General features: G+C 55.5%; 13 protein-coding genes and 2 pseudogenes. 5 read left to right on the top strand and 10 right to left on the bottom strand.

Translation table 11 applies throughout. The features are described 5' to 3' along the window. Window positions 1-264: 264 nt before the first annotated feature. The 3 genes and pseudogenes from RBB76_RS17245 to RBB76_RS17255 all read right to left on the bottom strand — a co-directional run bounded on the left by RBB76_RS17245 (window position 265) and on the right by RBB76_RS17255 (window position 4,683). Window positions 265-3,714, bottom strand: coding sequence for a TonB-dependent receptor domain-containing protein (locus tag RBB76_RS17245; RefSeq protein WP_429628932.1), 3,450 nt, complete (start codon window positions 3,712-3,714; stop codon window positions 265-267). Window positions 3,715-4,262: 548 nt separating this feature from the next. Further along, window positions 4,263-4,400: pseudogene (locus RBB76_RS17250) on the bottom strand (sigma factor-like helix-turn-helix DNA-binding protein); the annotation flags it as partial. A 37-nt stretch (window positions 4,401-4,437) separates the two neighbouring features. Continuing rightward, window positions 4,438-4,683, bottom strand: a complete 246-nt coding sequence (locus RBB76_RS17255) for a sigma factor (protein WP_429628933.1) — start codon at window positions 4,681-4,683, stop codon at window positions 4,438-4,440. A gap of 301 nt (window positions 4,684-4,984) precedes the next feature. Here RBB76_RS17255 and RBB76_RS17260 point away from each other — a divergent pair, with 301 nt between their 5' ends. From RBB76_RS17260 to RBB76_RS17275, 4 genes are all read left to right on the top strand, one after another. Beyond that, window positions 4,985-6,190, top strand: a complete 1,206-nt coding sequence (locus RBB76_RS17260) for an HD-GYP domain-containing protein (RefSeq protein ID WP_429628934.1) — start codon at window positions 4,985-4,987, stop codon at window positions 6,188-6,190. A 459-nt stretch (window positions 6,191-6,649) separates the two neighbouring features. Continuing rightward, entirely contained in the window at window positions 6,650-9,697 is a 3,048-nt protein-coding gene (locus RBB76_RS17265; protein WP_429628935.1) for a pyridoxal-dependent decarboxylase, read from the top strand. A 478-nt stretch (window positions 9,698-10,175) separates the two neighbouring features. After that, window positions 10,176-11,678 carry a group II intron reverse transcriptase/maturase gene (gene ltrA, locus RBB76_RS17270; RefSeq protein WP_429628936.1) on the top strand — a complete coding sequence of 501 codons (1,503 nt, stop codon included), beginning with the start codon at window positions 10,176-10,178 and terminating at the stop codon, window positions 11,676-11,678. 245 nt (window positions 11,679-11,923) lie between these two features. After that, entirely contained in the window at window positions 11,924-12,052 is a 129-nt protein-coding gene (locus tag RBB76_RS17275; RefSeq protein WP_429628937.1) for a hypothetical protein, read from the top strand. A 214-nt stretch (window positions 12,053-12,266) separates the two neighbouring features. Here the strand turns inward: RBB76_RS17275 and fliE are convergent, their stop codons facing one another. The 3 genes from fliE to RBB76_RS17290 all read right to left on the bottom strand — a co-directional run bounded on the left by fliE (window position 12,267) and on the right by RBB76_RS17290 (window position 14,268). Continuing rightward, entirely contained in the window at window positions 12,267-12,584 is a 318-nt protein-coding gene (gene fliE / locus RBB76_RS17280) for a flagellar hook-basal body complex protein FliE (RefSeq protein WP_433963450.1), read from the bottom strand. A 150-nt stretch (window positions 12,585-12,734) separates the two neighbouring features. Beyond that, a complete protein-coding gene (locus tag RBB76_RS17285) occupies window positions 12,735-13,139 on the bottom strand; it encodes a hypothetical protein (RefSeq protein ID WP_429628939.1) in 405 nt (134 codons plus the stop codon). 517 nt (window positions 13,140-13,656) lie between these two features. Further along, on the bottom strand, window positions 13,657-14,268 hold the full coding sequence (locus RBB76_RS17290; RefSeq protein ID WP_429628940.1) for a peroxiredoxin: 612 nt from the start codon (window positions 14,266-14,268) through the stop codon (window positions 13,657-13,659). Window positions 14,269-14,997: 729 nt separating this feature from the next. On the opposite strand from RBB76_RS17290, the gene RBB76_RS17295 reads away from it, so the two are divergent. Further along, a complete protein-coding gene (locus RBB76_RS17295; RefSeq protein WP_429628941.1) occupies window positions 14,998-15,864 on the top strand; it encodes a sensor histidine kinase in 867 nt (288 codons plus the stop codon). Between the two features lie 635 nt (window positions 15,865-16,499). On the opposite strand, the pseudogene RBB76_RS17300 reads toward RBB76_RS17295, so the two are convergent. From RBB76_RS17300 to RBB76_RS17315, 4 genes and pseudogenes are all read right to left on the bottom strand, one after another. Continuing rightward, a pseudogene (locus RBB76_RS17300) lies at window positions 16,500-16,721 on the bottom strand (DDE-type integrase/transposase/recombinase); the annotation flags it as partial. Between the two features lie 384 nt (window positions 16,722-17,105). Next, the gene (locus RBB76_RS17305) at window positions 17,106-20,339 is read right to left on the bottom strand and encodes a hypothetical protein (RefSeq protein WP_429628942.1); all 3,234 of its coding nucleotides are present in this window, start codon (window positions 20,337-20,339) and stop codon (window positions 17,106-17,108) included. Further along, window positions 20,332-23,082 (bottom strand): hypothetical protein, encoded by a 2,751-nt coding sequence (locus RBB76_RS17310; protein WP_429628943.1) that lies wholly within the window; start codon window positions 23,080-23,082, stop codon window positions 20,332-20,334. The genes RBB76_RS17305 and RBB76_RS17310 overlap by 8 nt, the downstream gene beginning before the upstream one ends. Next, window positions 23,010-23,801, bottom strand: coding sequence for a hypothetical protein (locus RBB76_RS17315; RefSeq protein ID WP_429628944.1), 792 nt, complete (start codon window positions 23,799-23,801; stop codon window positions 23,010-23,012). Before RBB76_RS17315 ends, RBB76_RS17310 begins: the two co-directional genes overlap by 73 nt. Between the last annotated feature and the right edge of the window lie 244 nt (window positions 23,802-24,045).

A 24,045-nucleotide genomic window follows, 5' to 3' on the forward strand; every position in this document is an offset into this window, starting at 1 on the left:
CCTCTCTCCTACTGTCGCCACCGGCCCTCCCGGACAAGAACACATCTATTAAATCAGAGTAGGAGCGAGATCTCATTTACGCCCTGAAGCTGGGCAACGTTGACCGGAAGTTGCGCGATGTGGACCGATATTGTGAGTGCTGTGTGGAACGAATTTGCGGGAAAAGCGGGTCTCCTGCTAGGGATGGGAAATACATTCAAGCGATAGTAGACCAAGGAACGGCGGTCCAGGTTCGAGCCGCCGGTGAAGAGAGGAGCACTTGGCTTAGTAGAGGACCTTGAGGCCGAACTGGATAATGCGAGGCTCGAAGGTGCTGGTGATCTGACCGCCGGTGCTGGCGGTCTGGCCGTTGGTTCCTCCGATGGTGCCAGGGAGGTAAAGGTTGGTATGGTTGAAGATGTTGTAGAACTCCGTCCGGAATTCGATTTTGAGGCTGTCGACCGGGGTGGAGAACTTCTTGTTGAGTGAAAGGTCGGTTTGGTAGAAGGCCGTGTTGCGGAAGGCGTTGCGCGCAAGGTTGCCGAAAGGGCTGGCCAACGGGGCGCCAGGGACATTCCCGACTGTGGTTTGGGGCAGCGCGAATGCGGCCGGGTTGACGTACTGGATGAAGCCGTTCGAGAGCTTCGTGTTCAGGATGGGTTTGACGCCGGGGATGAGGTTGGGGCGGTAGAGATTGGCGCCGCGGAAGCTATTTGCGATGGTGGGTGAGACCTGGTTGGCGGCCGCCGGTGTGTAGGTGAGGTTGAAGGGGGTTCCGGACTGCATGGTGTTGATAACGGAAGCCTGCCAGCCGCCGAGGGCAGCGTTTGTGAAGGCGTTGGCTGAGGACATGTAGTGGCGTCCGCGGCCGAAGGGAAGTTCGTAGACGAAGCTGGTGATGTTGGAGATGGGCAAGTTGTAGTCGGAGTTGCCATACTCGGCGCGGAGGTTGTTGCTGTCCTGTGGTGCGGGGGTGTTGCCTTCGAGCGAGGCGCTGGCCATGTCGAGGGAGTGCGACCATGTGAAGGAGTTGAGCAGGGTGAGGCCCGCGACGAAGCGCTGCTCGTACTTGACCTGGAGGGAGTTGTAGTTGGAGGAGAACTCGTTCAGCGCGGTGGTGATGTCAGAGAATTTAGGAAAGGGCCGGTTGGCCTGGGCGAATCCGACCTGGGGATTCAGCTGGTTGACGTTGGTGAAGCCCTGGAGCTTAAGGCCGTTATTGCCGACGTAGGCGATGTCGAGCAGAGTGTTGGGTGCGAGCTGGCGCTGGACCGAGAGGAAGAAGCTCTCGACATAACTGTCGCGGGTGTTGCGGGGGACGTAGGTGACGTTGTCGGTGAGGGGGTTGAAGGTGGTGGTGAGCCCGGTGGGGAAGCCCTGGTCGGCGCTGACGTAGCAGGTGCCGATGGAGGCGACGGTGGGCGTTCCGACGCAGAGGTTCGTGGCGGTCGGCTTCAGGTTGTTCTGATTGACTGCGACGAAAAGGGCCTGAGGGGCGTTGATGCCGAGGATGTTTCCGGAACCGGCGCGAGTGTAGTGGACGTAGCTCATCCCGAAGCCGCCGCGGATAGCCGTCTTTGGATCAGCCGCGTAGGAGAAACCGACACGGGGGCCGAAGTCGTTGAGATCGGGATCGACCAGGCTCTTGTTGTAGACGCCGCCACTGGGAGAGACGGCGATGATGTTAGCTCCCGAGGCTCCGGGAGTGGTGGTGAGGACGGTCTGGGTGATGGGGTCGAAGTTGGATATCTGGTTCTTCTGCTCGTAGTAAGGCGAGCCGTACTCCCAGCGCAGGCCGAGGTTGAGGGTGAGGTTGGGCAGAACCTTCCAGTCGTCCTGGGCGTAGGCGTTGTGGAAGAGCTGGCGGAGGTGGGTGACGTAGTAGTTGGCCGCGGAGTAACCGCTGGTGGTGCCGAAGAGGAAGTCGGCCCAGTAGGTATCGGAGACGGTGGAACCGCCATTGTTGGAGTAGCCTCCGCCGTAGGTGAAGGATCCGAAGAGGGGATTGTTGTCGCTGACGGCCATCCACACTTTTTCAAACTCGTAGCCGAACTTGAGGGAGTGCTTGCCCTCGACGATGGTGAAGTTAAGCTTGGGGTCGAGCAGGGCGGGATTCTGGAACTGGGGGTTGGTGCTCTGGCGGCCGAAGCCGGTGAAGCCAGTGATGGTGGTGGAAGGGAGGCCGCCGGTGACGTTGGGGTCTGTGGGCAGTCCGGGGATGTTGAAGGAGGTGCTTCCGATGGAGGTGGAGAACTTACCTGCCTTGGTGCGGGAGAGGCCTGCGCGGGCGTCGAGGATCTTGTTCGAGCCGAAGAGGTGGTTGAAGCCGAGGACAACCTGCTGGTCGAGCACGCGGATCTTGCCGTTGGTCTGGCCGTCGAGGGGCAGTGGTAGTGCGGGAGCGTTGAGGGCGTTTTCCTTGCGATCGGAGACGCGTAGGAACCAGGAGGTGGTGGGATTCTGCTGGAAGTCGAAGCGGAGGTCACCCTTGTCGGCGTTGTCGATGAAGGGGACCTGGACGGCGTAGTCAAACTGCGCGAGTCCGGTGGTGGGCGCTCCCGCGAGCGGAAGACCGGGGACTTGGCGGAAGGCGTTGATGATCTGGAGTGAGAGGGGGCTGATGTCGGAGGTCGGAATCTTGGTTCCGGCAGCGTAGGTTTTGCCGGTGAGCGGGTTCTTGACTGGCACGACGAGGATGCCGTTGAGTTCGTTGAGGGTGGGGAGAGTCAGGACGGAGAGCGGCTTTAGTACTTGGCGGAAGCCTTCATAGTCAAGGAAGAAGAAGAGCCGGTCCGTGCGGATGGGTCCGCCGAAGTTAAAACCGTACTGGTTGCGATTGAAGGTGGGCTTTTCGAAGGGAACGACGATGCCGGAACTGCCGGTGTTGGTGGGCTTGAAGAAACCTGCGGCGTTGAGGTCGGTGTTGCGGAAGAATTCGTAGACGGTGGCGTGATACGTGTTGGTTCCGCTGTTGGAGGCCACGTTGATGGTGGCGCCGGAAGAGCGTCCGTACTCGGCGCCCTCATTGTTCGTGACCACTTGGAACTGGGAGACAGAGTCGGGCGGGACGGCGATAATCTGGTTGTCGAAGCCCTGGTTGGACTCTCCATACGCGTTGTTGTCGAGACCGTCGAGCAGGAAGTTATTGAACACGCTGCGCTGGCCGTTGACGTTGTAGGCTCCGGCGCGGACTAGGGAGTTGATGGAGCTGGTGGTGGCGGCAGTGGGAGCCTGTCGGGAGCCGGCGATGAGACCGAGGAGGTCGGAGTAGTTGCGGCTGACGAGGGGCAGGGCGGCTGACTGGTAGCCGGTGATGATCTGACCACGCTCGCTGGTCTCGGTCTCGACCTGGAGGGCGACATCGGAGACTTCGACGGTGGTGTTGGTCGAGCCGACCTTCAAGGTGAGGTCGATGCGCGGACGACCACCGACAGAGATGGTGATGTTGTCGGCTACGGCGTCGGAGAAGCCGGATGCGCTGGCGGTAATGTTATAGACGCCAATGTGCAGGGACGGGAGCTCGTAGCTGCCGTTTTCGTTGGTGGTGGTCTTGCTGGAGATGGAGGTCGCAGTGTTGGTGACGGTCACGATTGCGCCGGAGACCGCTGCTCCGCTTCCGTCGTGAATGGTTCCGACGAGACTTCCGTTTTCGTATTGGGCATGCAGGCCAGATGTATTAAATAAACCAGCGCACAGAATGATGCCCACCGCCAACCGCTTGATGACTCTTAACATTCTTGGACTCCTCAGTTCGAATAGGTCTGCGGCTCAGGGAACGTCTAGCCGCAGGCGATTGTCAAAGCTATTGACACGGTATAAAGAACTGGGAGGGGAAGGCTTTTATTGCATCGTCTGATGGGAATTCACAAGGTCTTAATACAAGGCACTTCCGTATGATTGGGGGGCGCGCGGCTGTACTTTGGGCCTTCGTAGTTGCCATTCCTAGATACAGAGCGGCGAAAGAAACGACGAACTCTTTGAGTTCCGCAGACGGGTCAAAGTATATGGGGCTGACGATACACCAGGTGAATCAATTGATTTCAGAGAACGACTGTACGGAGATTTGTAGTGGCGACTAAACGCAAATTCAAGAGTGACGCATTTGAGGCGATCCATTCCTCAGCGTCAGCAATGTATAAGGTGGCCCGGTGGCAACCAAGACACGCAAAACGCAATCGGTAAGGTATTGTCGAATTCGCTGATCCTCGGCAGATGTTAGTTCAGCGTCATAAAAGTGTTGATCGTCTGCTCGTCGAGATGATCCGTGCTGTGCGGTACTTGATTCATAGCGATTCCACGAACTGTGATTGCAATGTCTGGCGTAGAACCCGTCGAGCACGCGAGATGCGAGACATGACGGTGCCGATGGGAATATCCAGGATGGCAGCTATGTCCTTGTACTTAGGGTCCTCAACCTCACAAAGGAGGAGCGCTTCTCGGAGAGGAGCTTCAAGTTGCTCAAGTGCCTCGTGAAGGGCTTCCTAATTGCCCAGAGCGAATCAGATTCTCTTCTGGCGTGGGATCGGCGGTCGCGAATTCCAGTGCGTCGGGTTGGTCTTCGAGGAAAACTGTGCGAGAAGCAGCGATGCCCGTACGACTCGTGAGTAAAGCATTGCGCAAGATGCGAAAGATCCAGGCCTTGAAATTAGTGCCCCCCTCAAAGGAGTCAAACACTCGTAGTGCTTCGGAGAAGGTTTCCTGCACCAGGTCTTCTGCTCGGTTTGGTCACCGGCAACCAAAAAGCAAGGTTGTCGAGCGAAGCGAAGAGCGGGAGTGCAAGTTGTTCGAAGCTTTCAATCTGGTTGACTAATGACGGCATGATGCGGAGTGCCTCGGTCGGTCTGGGAATGCCCGGCTCGCACGATGCGGGAATGAAGACCGTCATGTGGTTAGTAAGCATCACTACCGCTAACTGAATCGCAGAGAAATTATTCCGAAATATTTCCGTGAGCTTGGGAATAAAAGCCAGGAACTCCAGTTTTCTGCTGTGTAGGAGCAGAACCTAATGACTGACCATAGTTTGCTTCCTATAAGAAGCCTGGAGACCCTGGACGTTGACGATTTCTATACGTCGCCGATCTCGACGCTGATCCCGGCGCTCACCTCTGCATTTGATCTAAGGGGAATACGACGAAGGGGTCATTCCCTCAGAACATGCGCGATAGGAATGCAATTAGCCGCAAAGATCGGCCTTGCGGACGACGACCTCCAAAATCTCTACTATGCCTTGTTATTTGCGTCCGATTGCACTCTTATCCATCTGAACCGAACTAACGGTTTTCGATATGAGTTGGCAACTCGCTTCGTGCAATATTTTGCTCTATCACCCGAAATCGCTTGCCTGATCTGTGCGACACCTCATTGTCGGGGAGAGAACGAAGGAATGCAAGGTTTTCGAAAGAACAGACCTGTGCTCGCTCTCATCATCAGCGTTGCCATAGCATTGGCAAGTGGCGTAGATCAATGTGTTTATGCCGCTGCAATCAACACTCTGTTGCACCGACCTGAAACATCCATCGTTTCAGATACAGTTCTCGAGCTATCTTCGTCGGAAAGTCCCATGGTGGTTTGGGATGAGCTCACTTCATCCGAACTGTTATCTCATGTTATTGCGTTAGAACCTCGGCGTAGCAATTTCTCTGACAGGAGACTCACTATCGATGGTATATGTCTCGCGTTCGCGCTGATAGCCGATTCAAACTCTGCTGGCTTCATTGCGCACTCTGTCGGGGTGGCGAGGGTCGCAGTTTCCATAGCAAAACTGATGGGACTTGACCGGAAGAACATCAAACTCCTTCAGCGGGCGGCGTTGGTTCATGACATTGGGAAGATCGGCGTTCGGTACGCTGTTCTTGAAAAATCGGAAGCTCTTACTTTAGACGAGTGGAGAGACATCCATCGACACCCCGGTTACACAAAAAAGATCCTCGATATGATCCCCGGATTTGACGAGATCTCCGCTATTGCCGTCGCCCATCACGAAAAACTGGATGGATCGGGATATCCCTGCGGATTGAACGCTTCCGAGCTTCCGTTACCTGCCAGAATTCTGACGGTCGCGGATATATATGATGCGCTTTCATCTCAACGGCCTTATCGACGACCACTAGGACGCGAAGAAGCGCTTGCCATCATGAATCGTGAGGCGCCAAGAGCGCTGGATCAAGGATGTTTGGACGCTTTGGCAATGGCGACAAGCCATGGCTCTTGAACGAAGACCTCTAAGAGCCGATCAGGATCAGTCAGTCTATGTGGCTATTAGCGATTCCGACAAATAAAGTGGGTGGCAAATTGTATTGCAAACTCCTTCGTGATCTTTGAACGGCTTCGCAAAAAGGGGCTTGGCAGCGGCGAATTTCAATAATGTTAGGTTTCGGTCTGCTCAGTTTTCGCGGGCAGAGCACCTTGTTGAATAACCTTCGACGGTGCGGATGACCATTAGGCGATTCAAGCGCGTCGGTAATTTGGATGCGTAACGCTTCCGCTGGAGACCGGCCTTCTCATCCCATCTGTTCTCGCCAGTTGAAAAATCGGCTGCGGGTTTGAGAGACGAAACTCGGGCCCCAGATGAGGATTTACTAATCTCACTATCAAAATACCTGTTCTCTTTGGTTACGGACGTGCTGCCTTTCAGCTCAGGGTGGACCGATAGATCCCCGCAGGAGCCTGGATGTCGCAAGTACTAGGTGCAGGAAGCCAGAGTAAAGATGCAACAGCGGATGCGCCGATAACGCTGGACCCTTCGAACTGGAAACGATTCCGCGGGCAGGCGCACGAGATGCTTGATGACATGGTCGACTACCTCCAGAACGTTCGAGACCGTCCTGTATGGCAACCTATCCCCACGCCGGCCCGGACGCGGTTTCGCGGGGGGGTTCCTGTTCTACCGATGGACCTTGGCCGAGTTCATGAAGAGTTTATGAAGCATGTTCTGCCCTTCGCAGCAGGAAACGTCCACCCGGGCTTTATGGGATGGGTGCATGGCGGAGGGACACCGGTGGGGATGCTTGCAGAGATGCTCGCGGCGGGCCTAAATGCTAACCTTGGCGGCCGCGATCACGCCCCCGTTGAGGTCGAACGCCAGGTTGTAAGCTGGGTGCGTGAGATCTTCGGATTTCCTGAGGGCGCGACAGGGCTCTTCGTCACGGGCACCTCGATGGCGAACCTGATCGCGGTGGTTGTCGCCCGCGACTCGGAGCTAGGTTTTCAGGTGCGCAGAGAGGGCATCGCTGCCAACTCGACGCGTTTAGCCGCATATGGCTCCTCTGCCGTGCATGGGTGCATCGCCAAGGCGATGGATATCTCCGGTGTAGGAAGCGATGCGTTGCGGAAGATCGCGACAGACAAACGTCATCGGATTGACGTTGAAGCTCTCCAGCAGGCGATTCACAACGATCGCCGAGATGGCTTCACTCCCTTCCTGGTCGTTGGGAGCGCCGGTACGGTGGACACTGGGGCGATCGATGATCTTGCCGCGTTGGCCGATCTCTGCCAACGCGAGAAGCTATGGTTTCATGTGGACGGAGCTTACGGTGCGCTGGCGATGCTGGCTCCCGGCATTGCGCCCCGTCTTCGAGGAATCGAACGCGCCGACTCGCTTGCGTTTGACTTTCACAAATGGGGACACGTTCCCTACGACGCCGGCTTCATCCTGGTGCGAGACGGGCAGCTTCATCAGCAGTCCTTCGAGTCGTCGCCTGCGTACCTGAAGCGCGAAGTTCGCGGGTTGGCCGCGGGCGCGCCCTGGCCCTGCGATTTTGGGCCCGATCTCTCCCGCGGCTTCCACGCGTTGAAGACTTGGTTCAGACTGAAGGTTCACGGAATCCAAACGCTGGGCGCAGTGATCTCTCAAACCTGCGAGCTGGCACGTTATCTGGAAAGCCTCATCGCCGAAAGCGCGGAGCTTGAACTACTGGCTCCAGTAGAATTAAACATCGTCTGCTTTCGTTATCGAACTGAGGATTCGGACCGCATCAACGCGCAGATTGTCGTTGACTTGCAAGAGTGCGGCAGTGTGGCCCCTTCGACAACCAGTCTGAACGGCCGGTTGGCGATACGTGCGGCGATTGTGAACCATCGCACGAGTCGTAGTGAAATTCAAACACTTCTGACCGAGACCTTGGTCTTGGGACGAGCGCTGCAGAACGAGCAAAGCCCACGAGCTCGGGCGCTCGAGATGGAAGAAACTCCGGAGGTGCGGCAGCATGCCGGCATGCAGGTGGCGTTGCCGCATGTGGAAGCGCGTCTTGCAGTCGAACCCGAGTCGATTACGCTTATGTTTCAACGAGCTTGCTTCCTGGAACAGACGGGTCGCTTGCGGGAGGCTTGCGATGCATATCGAGACCTGCTTGACCATGAACCGTCACACCTCGGCGCACTGAACAGCCTGGGAAATCTTCTTTTGAAGGCGCGCGAAGTTTCTGCGGCCCAGCATCTCTATGAGTTGGCTGTGGGCTACCACCCCGATCGTCCATCTTGCCGGGCAAACTTGGGAAATCTGCTCTTCAAGAATGGAAAACCTGAAGCCGCACGCGAGCAATTCGAACGGGCGCTACGCATCGACGGGAACTATCGTCCCGCACACGCGGGCCTTTGCTTCATCCTCGATCAACTGGGAGATCCCGAGCGCGCCACATGGCATCGCAACAAGGCGTTCCAGAACCGCTGTGTCGTGATTACGCCGTATCGCGGGGAGCAGAAACCGATCACAGTCCTGGAGCTGATCTCGACAACTGGAGGCAACATCCGCACAGACGATTTTCTGAGCGACCGTGCATTCCAACGAATCTTGGTTACAACTGAGTTTTATGACTCCAAAACAGTTTTGCCTCCTCATCAACTGGTGGTCAACGCGATTGGAGAGGCTGATGGAGCCGCAGCAGCCTTGTCCGGCGCACTTTCGGTGGTCGCGCACACGAATGCCCCGGTAATAAATCACCCGGAGTTTGTGCTGGCTACGGGGCGGTGCGAGATCGCTCAACGCCTTTCTGATGTCCCAGGTGTGGTAACGGCACGGACCAGAATTCTCTCGCGAGAGCAGCTTTTGGCTCCCCAAGCCGCAGCGACGCTAGCTCGGCTTGGCTTCCGTTTTCCCCTTCTCTTGCGCACGCCAGGCTTTCACGGTGGGGAGAACTTCATACGGGTCGAAACGCTCGAGGAGTTGCCGGCGGCGGTGAGTGAGCTTCCGGGAGCCGACCTGTTCGTGATTCAGTATCTCGACGCACGGGGGGCCGATGGTAAATCGCGTAAATACCGCGTGATGATGATCGACGGACAAATTTATCCGCTGCACGTTGCAATCTCCGGCGACTGGAAGATTCATTACTTCAGCGCCGATATGGCCGATTTCCCCGAGCATCGGGCGGAGGATGCTGATTTCCTGACAGACATACGCGGGGTTCTGGGCGAATGCGCCATGGCAGCCCTACAGCAAATTCAGAAGACGCTTCGCCTTGACTACGGCGGGATCGACTTCGGACTGAGTGAGAAAGGAGAGGTTCTGCTGTTTGAAGCGAATGCGACGATGGCAGTGCTGGTGCCGGAGAAGGATCCGCGCTGGGACTATCGCCGGCCAGCAGTTGAGAAGATCTACCGTGCCTTATGGACGATGTTGAAGAGGAAAGCGACAGATTGCCGAACTGCGAGTGGAATAAGCATCCAATCGGCTAAGAACAACTTGGAGATTGAGACCGAGACTCTTGCCTCAATAACCACGTAGCACCAGTTACGACGTTCAAAAACCCATCATATGGATATAGAAGAACCGCCACGATAGTGGGGATGCACTCAGGGGATGAATCTCTTTTCGGTCGCTTGGTATTCATTAGGTTCTGGTTTCTCAAATGGCGCAAAATCGCCAATGCGGTGCGCCGGGATAAACCGGCATGAAGCAGGGAATGCAAGAGTCCTACGAGAAAGGAGTAGCGAACCGCTCGGCCCCGAGTTTTGCGTTGCACACCGCGAGGTGGGCAGCGAAGCGTAAACAGGGGTACAGGTGGGCTGGGTATTGAGCTCCGAAAAGATGCAATCAGGACGCTGACGCTTTTGCATTGGCGGAAGGCAACACGGGCGGGAGCGATACCGCGAGTTCCTGCTCGGTCCTGCGTAGTCGTAGACCCCAGACACGCCTGGAAGCTTCATGCACGAGAACCGGGAGACCTCGGAGACGCCTGCTGGTAGTAACAGCAGGACGGCGGGTGAAGGCTGAGGGCCGTAAGGCCTGCATGAACGTCGCCGAGGAGTCGGACAGCGGCATAGTACCTATGAGTCATTCGAACAAAATCGAGAAGTCGATGGCGGAGAGTGAGGAGGGAAGGCCGCTGATCAAGGAGAACATCCATCGGTCCAGCACGTGCCCGACACAGAGCGGGGCTCGCGTGTCACAGGGGCTGGCGGGTGTGCGGAAAGCAGCAAGGGAACACAAGGAGATGAAGTTCACCTCTCTGCTTCACCATGTCACGCTCGATCTGCTGAGGAGCAGCTTCAGTTCTCTGAAACGCAAGGCTGCTCCCGGCGTGGATGGGATGACATGGCAGGAGTATGAAGCCGGGCTGGAGGGTCGGCTGGCCGATCTGCACAGCCGGGTGCATCGCGGGGCGTATCGGGCGCTCCCATCGAGAAGGGTCTACATCGAGAAAGGCGACGGACGGAAGCGTCCGCTCGGGATCGCCGCACTGGAGGACAAGATCGTCCAGCACGCAGTGGTCACCATCCTCAACAACATCTATGAGGAGGACTTCCTCGGCTTCTCGTATGGTTTTCGTCCTGGGCGCAGCCAGCATAAGGCGCTGGATGCGTTGTCCTACGCACTCGTGAAAAGGAAGGTGAACTACGTACTTGATGCTGACATCCAAGGCTTCTTCGATAATCTCGACAAAGCGTGGATGATCAAGTTCGTCGAGCATCGCGTTGCCGACCAACGCATCCTGCGCCTGATCCAGAAATGGCTCAAGGCTGGGGTGATGGAGGAAGGGCAATGGTCGTACACGGAGACAGGTACTCCGCAGGGGTCGGTGATCTCACCGCTCCTTGCCAACATCTATCTCCACTATGTGTTCGATCTCTGGGTGGACGTCTGGCGTAAGAAGTGTGCGCGAGGCGAGGTGATCGTCCTCCGCTATGCGGACGACATCGTCCTTGGCTTCCAGTGGGATACGGACGCAGACCGTTTTCGCAAGAGCTTGGAAGGACGGCTGGGGAAGTTCGGACTGAAACTGCACCCGGAAAAGACGCGCCGGATCGAGTTCGGGCGGTATGCCGAACAGAACCGGAAACGAAGAGGGGAAGGCAAGCCTGAGACCTTCGACTTCCTTGGCTTCACGCACATAAGCGGGAAGAACGGGAACGGGTCTTATGCCGTGCGGCGCATGACGATCGGCAAGCGCATGCGAAAGAAGCTGCAGGAGATCAAGCAGCAACTCAGGATGCGCATGCATGATCCCGTGCCTCAAACCGGCGCGTGGCTCAGGTCAGTTGTACAGGGGTACTTCAACTACTACGCTGTGCCCGGAAATCTCGATAGCCTCGGGCTGTTCCGGGAACGCGTGCTTCGTTACTGGGGGCAAGCGCTGAAGCGACGTAGTCAAAGACACCGATACGCCTGGGTCCGTCGTCTCAAGCTGGCTGCACAATGGCTTCCTACACCTCGCGTGATGCATCCCTGGCCACTTGACCGCTTCGCCGCCACTCATCCGAGATAGGAGCCGCATGCGCTAAGGAGCGCTCGTGCGGATCTGTGCGGGGGGCGATCAGTAATGATCGTCCCTACCGCGACCACATCGAGTTCCGCACAAGCTCAACGATTCCGCGTTGCTCCCGAATGACGGAAATTCGGAAGATCCGAAGCTCCTGAAATGTCAGGCGGTCTCAACCAGTCGGTGCAACACCATCTGATATTGAATTCATCTGAGGTGCTATCCCCCCGCGTTTCGATAACAAGAACTGAATGGACCAATGGTCCTTGCCAAAGACCCAGCCAATCTCAGGCAACGATACCGTCGTGCTGGCCGACTTCGCTAATTCCACTGGCGGCGCCGTCTTCGACGACACGCTCAAGCAGGCACTTGCGGTTTAGTTGCGCCAATCACCATTTCTGAGCGGGATGGACATGAGGTGATCGCCAAGATTGGCTGCTTGTTTGCGGAGCCGGATCCGAAAGCGAGATACCAAAATTTTCCTGGATGATCTGCGACGGGTCTCGCACTGAGCGCGTGGATCTCCGCGATGTGGCGCACCAGTCCCGATTCATCGCGTGCACGATGACGTCGTATCTCAGAACTCCAAACACTCTAGATCTGCATATCCCACATCTGCTGGTACGCGCCTACTGCCTTGTTCCTCATTTGTATCACCAATTGGGATGCAAGACTTGCCTTCTGCCCCGCAATGAGCGCGTCATGAATCTCTACTCCCGAACCATCTATTAGGCCTTTGATCTTCTTGCCGGCATCATGCTGCAACTGTTCCGTTTGCCGCACTATTGACTCAAGGACGTCAGCAAATGGCACCCCCGAGCCGCCGCCACCGGAGTTCGAAGTCGCTACACCCACATCACTCAAGAATCCATCATCTATGCTCGCCGCGCTCAGACCGCTCGGTATCGTCATCCCATTAACTCCGTCCATAATTACTCCAAATTCCCCTCGTCGTTCGGTTCGGAAGCTTTTCAACCATGCCGTGAACATACCCTTCTCTGTTGTTCAGGATCTACTAAGAATCGATGTGGATTGAGCTCATCACACTGTCGAATTGCTGGCTCAACAGTGTACCCAAGCTTGATCATGCAATTGCCTCGTAAACTCGCTCTCGAAGTTGAATGCCAGCGTTTTATAAGCAGGCGTATCTATGTTGGCCATATTGCTACCCGTCAACTGCTGACTCGTTAGGTCCAGATACCCTTCCAATGCATCACCCATCACAGTAGTCGTCTGCACGGTTGCGCCTCCTGCCGGCAGTCCTTGATTCTCACCTTTGAGAGACGCGGAATCCAGATCTCTAGCGAAGATCGTGCGAAATGATTTCATCTTACCTCCAGAGAACAAACATTTTCGATGCCGCTTAGCTGCCTCTCCTAGAGGCTCGATATCCGTCATTTCGGCAAGAGCGTGTGGCCAGACATCCAGCAGTCTTTTTGGGTGTTGGATGACACCCGCCAGGGCCATCGTGGCTTTGCTTCCGTCGCGGCTGTGCATTGCACTTAATAGAACTGAGCTGGGCGACATTTATTCTGACCACGAGCAAAAATAGTCCGAATCGTCACCGTCTGATGTTCAACAACGAACGCCCTCATAGAGGCTTGCAGAACGAGGCTAAGGCTCTCATGATTTGGAAGTCAGTTGAGCGGTACGTGAGCACCGCAGAGGTATTTCGGCAACTCGATAGGCGACTTTGGCAGATAGAGCTGTGAGCAAAGCCTCTTTGCGCTCCAACACACCGCGCAACGAACACGCCCCGAGGAGTACCGCAAAGTCGGTCAGCCTTTGCAAATCCAGTCCACTTAATTTCATAACACTGTCTGCTCCATTGAGGAACCGGTTAGACTCTGGAGCATCGACGACCGAAGGTTCGGGAGCCGAACATGATCATCGTTTCCGGCCATGGCTCTCGTAAGTGTCGGGGGAAATACGAAAGTGGCTTTTCAATTAAAAGCCCTTGTTCTTCACGTTTACTGGTATGGATTTACTTTCTGGCGGTGATTTCGGTTAGGACCGCTGTACTGTGCCCCGGAATGTCGTCATCGACCTTGGGCCAGACCTTGACGACCCTGCCATTGGGAGAGATAAGGAAGGTCTGCCGATTGGCGAACTTCATTTCCTTGTAGGCCATAAGCGGGACGCCGTAGGCATCGACGACCTTGTGGTTAGGGTCGGCGAGGAGTTTGAAGCTGAAGGTATCCTTCGAGCACCAAGTCTTATGATTTTCTACAGTATCGACACTCACACCGAGGACGACGGCGTTCAAGGCGTCATACTTCGCGATGTCACGCTGGAATCCGTGAGCCTCAAGGGTGCAGCCCTTCGTCTGGTCTTTTGGATAGAAGTAGAGCACGATCCACTTACCCTTGTAGTCTGTGAGGCTGACAGGCTTGTCTTCCTGCGAGGGCAGGGTGAAGTTGGGTGCTACTGCTCCAGCCTGGATCGTGTCTGCTGCCGCTGCTGCATGGGCCTTCAGGCCGAAACCGCACGCTGCTACTACGCCGATGATTGCTCCAAGGGTGCGGAAGCAAAGTGAGACTCTCCAGAACGAGGGGGAAGCGTTACGGAAGTGCGACACGAAATTGCTGCTCGACATATAAATTGACCTCTACAGCACTAAAACTGAGCGCATTCTCCGTTATTCCAATTTGGCCTCAATTAATTTGTGGAATTGTCCGCCAGCAATTCGCTATACGGTCAAGATGATCGATAGCCACAGATCTCCTGACCGGCGGTACGTGAAATTTAGGTGGCAAATTCACCCGCCGCAATTCATCCACCTGGTGCACTAAAGAAAACACGACGCAGGCATCCGCACTCTGCCGCAGGGCTATCCTTTAGGAATCGTGTTGCAAGCCTTCCAGAGCTGTCATCGTTTTGTTAAGAATTTGATAGGGGGACAAATGACAACGCAAGGGCATCTCCACCGCTAGCGTGAGAGTCATGGACTGCTCCCAGGACAGTGCCTGCCACATAAGTTCCTGATTCGTCCGGAGTTCCTCGCGTGTCATAAATCTGCCCTCCTGCCGGGATTAATCGACCTCAGTTTGGCGATACTTAGTGTGAAGTTGGCCCTCATCGTCCAGGTGCAAGAGAGCGTAATTGCAAGCCATCCTCCATGCCGGTCGCTCCCCAGCCCTTGACGGAAATCGACCATCGATGAGTTCTACGGACTTTCCGTCTTTATTGGTAAGGACTGGCATGGAACGAATTTATTCCGCGTTGAGGGAATAAATCTTTATCCCCGCAGTTTGATCGCCAGGAGAATTTATTCATGAAAGCTACATATCGGTCGAACTCCGCCGGCACATGCTGCCTCTCTGAAATGCCGATCTTTCAAGCCAGGAAGGTTAATGCGGAGCCGCCAAAAGCTCCGATTCCGGTGCCACTAATCTCGGAAGTTCCCATTGGGGCGGGGATAAGCACGGCGCCTCAGATATGCAATGACTGTAACGAATCCAAGATATGGGCTGTCGCGGGGAGAATAGCTCAATCGGTTTCACATGATCTCCGCAATCACTTGACTGCCATTTGTTCCAATGTCGAATTCATGAGTGAATCCAGGACCACTGACGTGGAGCGAAAAGAACTTCGAGAGGAGGTACGCGCAGTGATCCAGGACATGACCGGTATGCTCGATTCTCTTCTGCTCCTTGCAAAGACGGGCCAACCGCCTTATCCCCGTTGGGGATCTCTGAACGAAGTAGTGGAGCATGCGGCTTGCTTGGTACGTGCCCATCCCGACGCAGGAGATGTCGACGTTGTGATTAAAAATGTGGCTCCTGTTGCCTGCTGGATGGATAGCACAAAACTTGGCAGCGCTGTTTATAACCTATTGCTTAATGCCTGCCAGGCAGCGCGGCTCGGACTCGCTCCGAGAAGGGTCGAAGTCACGCTTGCTGAGGACCACCGTCTTGTTCATATTCGGGTGGCTGACAGTGGCCGCGGAGTGCCTGCCTCCATTCGAAAATCGCTCTTTCAGCCGTTTGTAAGTACCGATAGAATCAATGGAATCGGTCTTGGTCTTTCGATAGTAGATCGCACCGCCAGAGAGCACGGAGGCTATGCAGATTTGGAAGAGTCCGGCCAAGGACGGACGGTCTTTGGTTTGCATATTTCAAAGTATGCGTTAGAGAATCTGACTCCAAGATCACAGCCGTTAACTCGAGTTGAAACGAAAGACGCAGTTTAAATCAGGAGCGTTCTTTTTCGATGAGTCAAGCGGAGGGTCTTCTGCGAGGAGTTCTGATCGATGGACGCGTCTCACATAGCCCGCTGAGCGTAACGTCGTCACGCATGATGTCCCATGCATGGGCAGGCGACGAAACGGCGTGAGAGGCCGTTGAAATCATGTGTCACCCTTCCGTGACCTTCCCACTGCCTTTGAAGCACAGGAAGGCGGGACGGGAAGGCGTCCCACCTTGTCACGGCTGAGGATCAGTCAGCCGCTATCCGGTAGTTGCATTTTAGCTAAGAGGTAGCTGCTGTCTTAGGAAGATTCCGAGAGGCTGATTGTTGGCTGTGCTGATGCGGCAAGTTCAGCCTGAGTGACGCAGACTAGTCTCCCATCAAATCTTCAATGCGTTCCACAGCGGCCTGCCAGATTGCGTGCTGCTCACTGCTCAGCGTCTCTAGTGCCTTCATAACCTCGTTTGATGCACCTTCAGTCTTTAGGTATTTAGTGAGTGTCGCAATGTCATCATCCAACCGCTGAAGACTCTCACGCTGGATCGTCGCAATGCGCCTAAAGATGGCGGAGGTATCGTTGAAGGGCTTTGGAGCTTTTGGGGGAATACGATCAGTGAATTTGAGTGTGTCTGCCGCCACGCCGTTGTCGGTCCTTATCCGTGCCGGAACCCCGTACTCTCGCATCGCTGCATCGCAGATCGCTCGGACTTGGCTGAGATCTATACGCGAAACGATCTGGCAGCGAATCAAATAACGACTATATGCGTCGGTAATAGTGAACGGATCGCATCGCTTGCCGTCGCCAGTGGCGAAGTAGCCTTTGAAATCCATGCACCACAGCTGATTCGGACCCGTGACTACTTTCACGTCGGTGCGGAGGGTCGACTACCAACCACAGGCATGCCGTAACGTTTGTTAAAACATAGGCTTACGTGCACTATCCGATCTTGTGTTTTGCAGTTGGCGCTCAATGAGCCGGCCATTCCTCGGACTCAGCGGAGAACGATTGCAGCATTGGGTGTCGTTCCCGCGGTTTTTTCCTACGCCACAGGGGCCTTCGCGGGCGTCTCTTAAAACGCGCGCGGGACCGGAGAGCTGCAGGAGCGGAGATGATCAAGATGTAGGCCGTCCAGCCCTGAGGCCGGCTGGCAAAACAATCAGAAATCGTTTCACATAAATCTGCGCGAATAACTATCCGCATCTCTGCGCGTAAATTTGCGCGCAGAGATGCGCGGACCTGTCCCGCTACTGACAGCAGGGACTGGCCCCGAAGCGAATTGAGGCAAGATGCATAGCAAAACGAAAGCCGTTGCGGTAGGAGGAGTCATATTCCTCATGGCGGGGGCATGCTCGTTGAGGTCCTATCGATAGCCACTCTCCTGGCGCAACCCGTTCCGCCCTTTTGCCGTACTGATTGATGATCTTGCAACTGTCCCGCCGCGTCAGTCCCCATTGGGTGTACCAAGAAATTGGAGCGGCTTCGTCTTTTGTGCCACAAGCACCTACAAAACAGAGCCCTCGCTGCAGCACTCCCAACCAGCGCAGAAACCGGCAATATTCCTTAACGGATTCCTTTCTCACCGATTCTGGCAACGGTTTGCCGTCTTCTGGTGAGTACATCGTGAACACAACCGAGCCCGATTCAGGCACTACATTGCGCGACCAAAATTCCAGAATTCGAGCGGCCTTGCCTCTATCTTTGTTCACAAATTGCGCAATTCGATCTACTAATTGATGTGCGGTTTTCATTGCGTTGCTGTCGGGACGTCGCGGATAACGCACGGTCTTGATGCCGTTCCTCTCCTCAGGAATGGTTATTGTTGCATGCAGATCCTGGCCGGCCGTCACAGATCGGAGCCAGCAGATCTCGTCATTCCGCTTGAGAATACGTTGCGCCAGTTTGATTTCGACTCCGAGAAACTCAGCCAACTTCTCGAAATCCAGGTTGGGTTGCGTCCTCATGTAGAGGAGTCCCCAGGTCTGTTCGAGCCACGAACGGTGGCAAGCAGGCGGCATCTGCATGCGCTCTGATTGCAAATTTGGAAAGCGAAATCGAACCTCCCCAAGTGCGAAGTTCCGCTCCTCGATACGACATTTATTTGATTTGGACGCGGCAATGGGTGCCACGTTTGCGCCAAGTGGTTCATCTAGATCTGCATCAGATGCGCCGTTATCGAACAGCTTTTGTTCGCCAGGAAGGTGATCGTAGCTGGCACTGCGGCGGCGAAAACTCGACAGCCGGAGGCGGTCACGGTTACTCAGGACGGATTCTAAGCCACCGCTGTCTCTCAAAAATTCCGGCAGGAGGATGTCCAAGGTGTGGCAATAACTGGCGAAGCTGACCTTGGGCGTGGAGTGCCCCATGAGCGTTGCCACTGCCCAGGCGTGGTTATTACTTACCTGAGCGTTGCCATAAAGCGCACGCCGGAAGCTGTTCGAACACCGTAGCCACTCCGTCGTTTTTGGCAAATGCGGAAACATATCTAGGATTTCCGACAGATCGCAAATGAGTAGTCGAGTCAGAGTCCAGCTGGCAAACGAGTGCCGCAGGGAGTAATAGCGCACCCTCTCGTTGCCCGTTACGGCGCGGAGCGCCTCGCCGACCATCGGAATTATGACGTCGTCGCTGGCGTTTTCAAAGAGCAGGCAGTCTCCATCCGTGCCGTCCGATTTGAGCACAGAGTGCGCCCATTTCGACGCGTATTTCACCAGATCGTCGAACGGCTCCATGAATGTGGCGATCGGAATCATTCGGGCGGCATTCGGGGTTTTCAGGTCGCGTTCATTCGATGGAAGCACGAGAAAGGGCAGAAATTCCCCCCCAGTGAAATGCCTTCTGATGGCCCCCAGTCCCTCCATTGTGCGTAGGCCGGCGAAAAACCCGAGCAGAATCTCCATCTTTGCGATCTCCCGATTCTTTCCGGACCAGGATGGATTCGGTTCGTAATCCAGGTAGTGAAGGGCCTTGTAGATGTCGTCGGCAGAGACAATCATCGCGTCCACAGATGGAAATCCACGCGGAATGCGGAACACATCGGCTTCGTTCAATGGTTTTGCAAGTCGCTCACGCACTAGAAAACAGTGGAATTCGCGCAGTGCCCATGCCACGGTCCCCTGCAGTTGGTACGGATGTTCCGAATCCTTGGCCGCGTCATAAATAACCCGCACGTACAGATCTTCGATACGTTCGCTATTGATTTCGGCGGGATCTCGCTCCTCGAGGAGTGGTCCGAGGCGGCGTGCGACGGTCAAGACGCAGCACTTGACGCTACTTGGCTTCAGTTTCTTCCCGGACGACGGTCCACGCTTGAGAAGTGATCGCGCAAATGAAATAATCCGCTGCCCTACAATTGATTTGGATTCAAGATTGTCAAAGTCTTCCTGAAGGCCCTTCGTAGTTTTGCAGCTAAAACTTGCCCGAATGGCTTGCATCCAGGTGGGTTCAACGTCTTTCGTATCATCACCACCGTACCCATTCTCATCTTCTGTGTCGGCCGATTCTTCCTCACCTGAATCGCTTACTTCAATCCCGTGCACGGCGGGATGGTTGTACATCTGGTCAATGCTAGGCGGCAGGAGGGAATGCGCGGTTAGCTCCCGGGTTGCAAATCGGACCATCACTGCTGACGTTTCGGAACGCAAAAAGAGCGCAATACGCTTGAACAGGTCCGCGAGATCCCTGGGCAAAAGTGCGTCCTCGACGTTTCTACGCCTCAGTTCTTCTATGAGGCGCGCGTGTATCTCGTCGCAGAACTGGCGCCTCAGGTCCGGATAGGCAAGATTGGCTTGCGCTGTGCTGTTCGATGCGGGACCGGTGAGACGAGCGAACAGGCATGCGACGCCGTCGTCGGGATACCATCGCCGAACCTCCTGGTCCGGCTTGCCCAGCCAGGCCAAGGAAAGATCAACGTAAAGCCGGTCGGAATATCGTATATGTTTGTCCGGTTTCAGAATGGCTGTGTGAAGACCCATCGCCAGATCTTGATTGAGAACGCCGCTGTGTAGGGCGGCGGAAAGCAGAAGGAGTTCGAACGGCACGTTCTGCTGCCGTGCGCCGTTGCAAAGATCTTCCAACCAGGATTTTTCAGATTCCAGCCATGCCTTCACCGAACGGTGAGCAATATTCACATCGTCGAAAGCGAAGGGATTCTTCGGCGGAGTCAGATGGACGGCGAGCGCCGGCTGCGGTATCGAAAGCTGCAGGGTATGGTTAATCCGGTAGACGATTTTGCCGAGCAAGCGCAGCGGAGGGAGCGCGTCGACCTTTCTGGCGCTTGACCTTACGATTCGGGTTTCAAGATCTCGAACGTCGGCCTTGGAGAACTCAACAAACTCTGATGCGTACTGGATTTCGGCGAGGTATTCCCCCAATTTGCTTCCCGAATGGGACATCCAGTCCCGAAATATTGGCGCAATCACCGCCTCTTCTTGAGAGAATCGAAACAATTTCGTGTCCCAGAGGGTTTTGTGTTCATGCATGTACCATCTCCTCCTGCCGCACTCGCTTCCGAGACGCTAAACCCTTGACTGGCTTTAGCTCCAGGTAGTCGAGAATTGGAACGAGGAATTCGCAAAGGTGCTGCCGATACTCTTGGTGAGAGAAGGTTGCATCGTCTCGCCACCATTCTTCGCCAGCGATCGCATGGCCCATCCAGATACGTACAACCTCCGGAGGACATCCGAAGTCGAGCAGGGCATTGAACATGAAGCGTCGATGAACATCGATGGGAAATCCCGGCAGGTAGGTCGACACGTAAGGGAACATAGTTTTGGGCCGGACCTGTTTGATTCGTCCCTCCTCACTCAGAAAAAAACAGGGCAGATCAACGGCCGCGATCCCGAAACGCTCATGGATGAATTCGAGGTGGTCCGCGTAGTGTTGCATCTGCTTCACGACAAGATCCGGAATCCAGACCAGCTTGGCTTTGATGCCGCTGTCGCCATCCTTGTCGCGCAGTTTGGCCACGCCGTTAATTGGGCTAACCTCGCGCACATCGAGATAAGGAGTCACCATCTTCCGAACTCCGGTCGCCAAGGCGAACATCCAGACTGTATAGAAGGTGTATTGATTGTGGAATGCTATCCAGACTTGGTCGGAACTTGGCGCATACGGTTTATTGTTTAAGGCTTCGATCAGATTGTGAAAGGCCTGCTGAAATCTATCCGTCCGCGGACAGAGCCTCCTGCCCACGCAGGTGGCATCCGGACGCTTTCCCATATATTTCCTTCGCGGCTGAAGATGGGCCGGACTCGGATCACTCACGTCTGAAGGAAACCGACGAGACCACGGTCCTTCCCGGTCGATTTCGCCCCCGTGCATTGAGACTGTTCTCCGATAGACGTCCTGAATGACTGAGAGTTCCCGGCAGGCATAATGCATCGCCACATTGCTGAGCCGATGCCGGTTTCCGGTGATCATAGTGGCAGCGACAGCGTCGTCGCCGGTCAGGCTCATGACTCGCTCGAACAGTGCGGATGCAATCTTATTGAGCGTCAAGCGACCTGACGGGTCCCAGGCCCTCAGCAACAAACGCGCATTCGTCTGGTAACGTTCGGGCTCACCTGGGAAGGGTTGGTAGCGATCTGCACCGAGCTTCCGCATTTCGGCGTAGTGTCCGATTGCCGCGGACAGGTTCATCTCGTCAGGGAGGTAAATGTACTCGGTGCGCCGGCAATCAGAATTGGGCATCGGAGTCTGTTCGCTCCGATACTTTGGAAAGGGTGCACGGATACGTATGACACCGACCGAGGGCCTAGAACGGCCGTCGCGCACGATGGCTAAGGGCTCGTTCAGCAAAAAACTCTCGTTTCGGGCGACGATGAGACTCGCTGTCCGTTCCGCGTCGCTTCCGGTCCAGAGCATGATCAGGAGAAACAGAAGCGCCTCGACTTCCGCGAGAGCGCTTAGTTGGCTGTCTCCCGGCCGTCGTTCCGGGTGCTTGTTGAGCGGGATCTTACGCTGAGCCAAATCCAATAATTCAAAGATCAGGAGCTGACAGCGTGTGCCGAGCGGGACGAGTTCTCGCGCTCCCAGGCGCTCGATCGCAAAGGAGAACATCTTCTGCTTCCGGATGATCTGATTAACGGCCCCCTCGATGCGGCCGGAGAAGGAGCCTGGGGATTCTTCATATGCAGGTTCTTCGCAATCAAGACTGCCTGCGAAGCTCTCGGTTTCCTCCTCCCCTTCGAACTCATCACCCGGGACTTGATTATCATCGCCGTCTGTAGAAGTGCCATGTGGAGCCAGGTTGGTGATCGGCTCGGAGAACGGAGGAGCAGGCGCCATCGTGTCGGGCGGCGGCAGGACAAGCGGTGGCACCTCGGGAGTGGAATCATGTACCGTCTCCCAATCCGACAACGTGCCGAAATTGAGCCAGGGATCTTCCGGGTCCCCGATCTCGCTGCTGTGCCGCGGGCCAGGGCGGCTTCCGTGGCCGCGGACCCGATCTTTGATTCCGTATATCTGGCGAAGATAGTCAGAAAGATAGTTGACCTTCTTCTGAACCAGAAACTCCTGAATCTCGGCTTTCATCTCAACTGACGAATGAGCCAATAATTTGCGGGGTGTCTCCTTAACGGGAAGTTTATCCAGAAATTCGCGCGTCCAGCCCCAATAATTCGGCTTCGCCATATCCCGGATGCACAGACCTGCGTGGTACGGATCAACTCTGAGAGCAGGCCATACATTCGCTCCTCCGTAGGATTCATAGTCCGTGATATCAGTCGGCGTCGCTGGATTACGCACGTTGCGCTCCAGCCACGCGGTATGCGCGAAGAAGTAGTGGGCTTGGAGCAGCCGGTATTGGACCTGATATTCCGGCGGCAGCGTGAATTTCGTTCTGATTGCGCAGTAGAGCGCGTTGCGTTCAAGCCAATCGCGCTCTCCGTGCTGAGTGCTTGTTTGGAGGGATGGCAGTTTCTTGATGACGTTGTGAAGGGTCTCGATCAGATCCTGAACCCACTTGAGATTCTGGAGATCTAGGATGTCGGGCCACTGCTCCTCCGCCCTTTCGAGCACGTCGACGAAATTTGCGAGGACGGCCGCGATGTCGTCGATATCCGGAGGGGCATTGAGGAGCCACAGCAATTGGCGAACTCGATTGCGATCAATGCCATTTTCTTCTGCCGCATCGAGCAGCAGCTCGTGCCCTACGCTTTCCTTCGGCGAGAACCCAGCCGATTCTGGAGTGTCTTGATCGAAATTTTCAGTATCTTCTGCCATCTTTGTTGCTCCTTGCCGTCGAAATTCAACCTGAGCCCGTTGGCGCTTGCGGAATTCACATAGCTCATCTCAAGCGCTCGCCGCTCCTTCTCCGGCTGGCGATGCCAGACGGACAGGATTTCCTGCTCGATTTCGATTCCTTCACACAGTTGAGCTTCGTTGATGGTTGAATACAGGAGCACTTCAAGTTCGCTGTCGTGAGGCAGACAATTCATCGCTGCTAACCACAGACGCACACCCGCAAAACACAGCAACTTCCGTTCCGACACGAAGACGTGTATTGGAAGATATCTGGATGTCTGCCGGATGCCTTTGGCAGTCAGAAATTCGGACTGCCACTCGGGCGGGTAGCGGATGCCTCGCTGCACGTAAAGCTGAGGAAGGAGAGGGTGAATCTCGATTTGGCTGATTCGCATAGCTCGCCATTGAGGTAGCGGATCACTCGATTCCTGCTCAGAGGAGAAGGATGGATGGGTGAGGGCGATATGGAACTCATTTGCAGTGCCAGGCTCGTATTCGTGGGCTGCGGTCGTAGCAAGATAGGAGTTCGAACGAGGCACAGATTCAGAAAGCTGCGATTTGAGTTCTGGAGCACCTACGGAATCGGCAGCGGACTGGCTCGTCTCATCGTCAAGAACATCGAAAAGGGTTGGTTCAGTCGACTTCGTGAGCACAACTTTCTGCGTCGTCTCACTCTCATCGCTTCCGGTCCCGTTCACGTGTGCCTCTCTCCTAAGGAATCTTTAGCTGCTACCACTGATCGAGCCCGCCTGCATTGGGCGGACACTCTTTGTTTCCACCCAACAGTGCTTTCCGCGAAAATTCTTTCTTAACGTCCACCGGCAAGCTCGATCAGGACATCATGATTGGTGAAGCCCCAAGCCGCCATCTCGGTCCAACCCGGGAAGAGAAGGATAGGGTCCCTCGCCATCACGAACCTTCTGACCTGCGCTGCCTTCTTCT

Origin of the sequence: Tunturiibacter psychrotolerans, from assembly GCF_051013365.1 — a bacterium.
Classification (GTDB): Bacteria; Acidobacteriota; Terriglobia; order Terriglobales; family Acidobacteriaceae; genus Edaphobacter; species Edaphobacter psychrotolerans_A.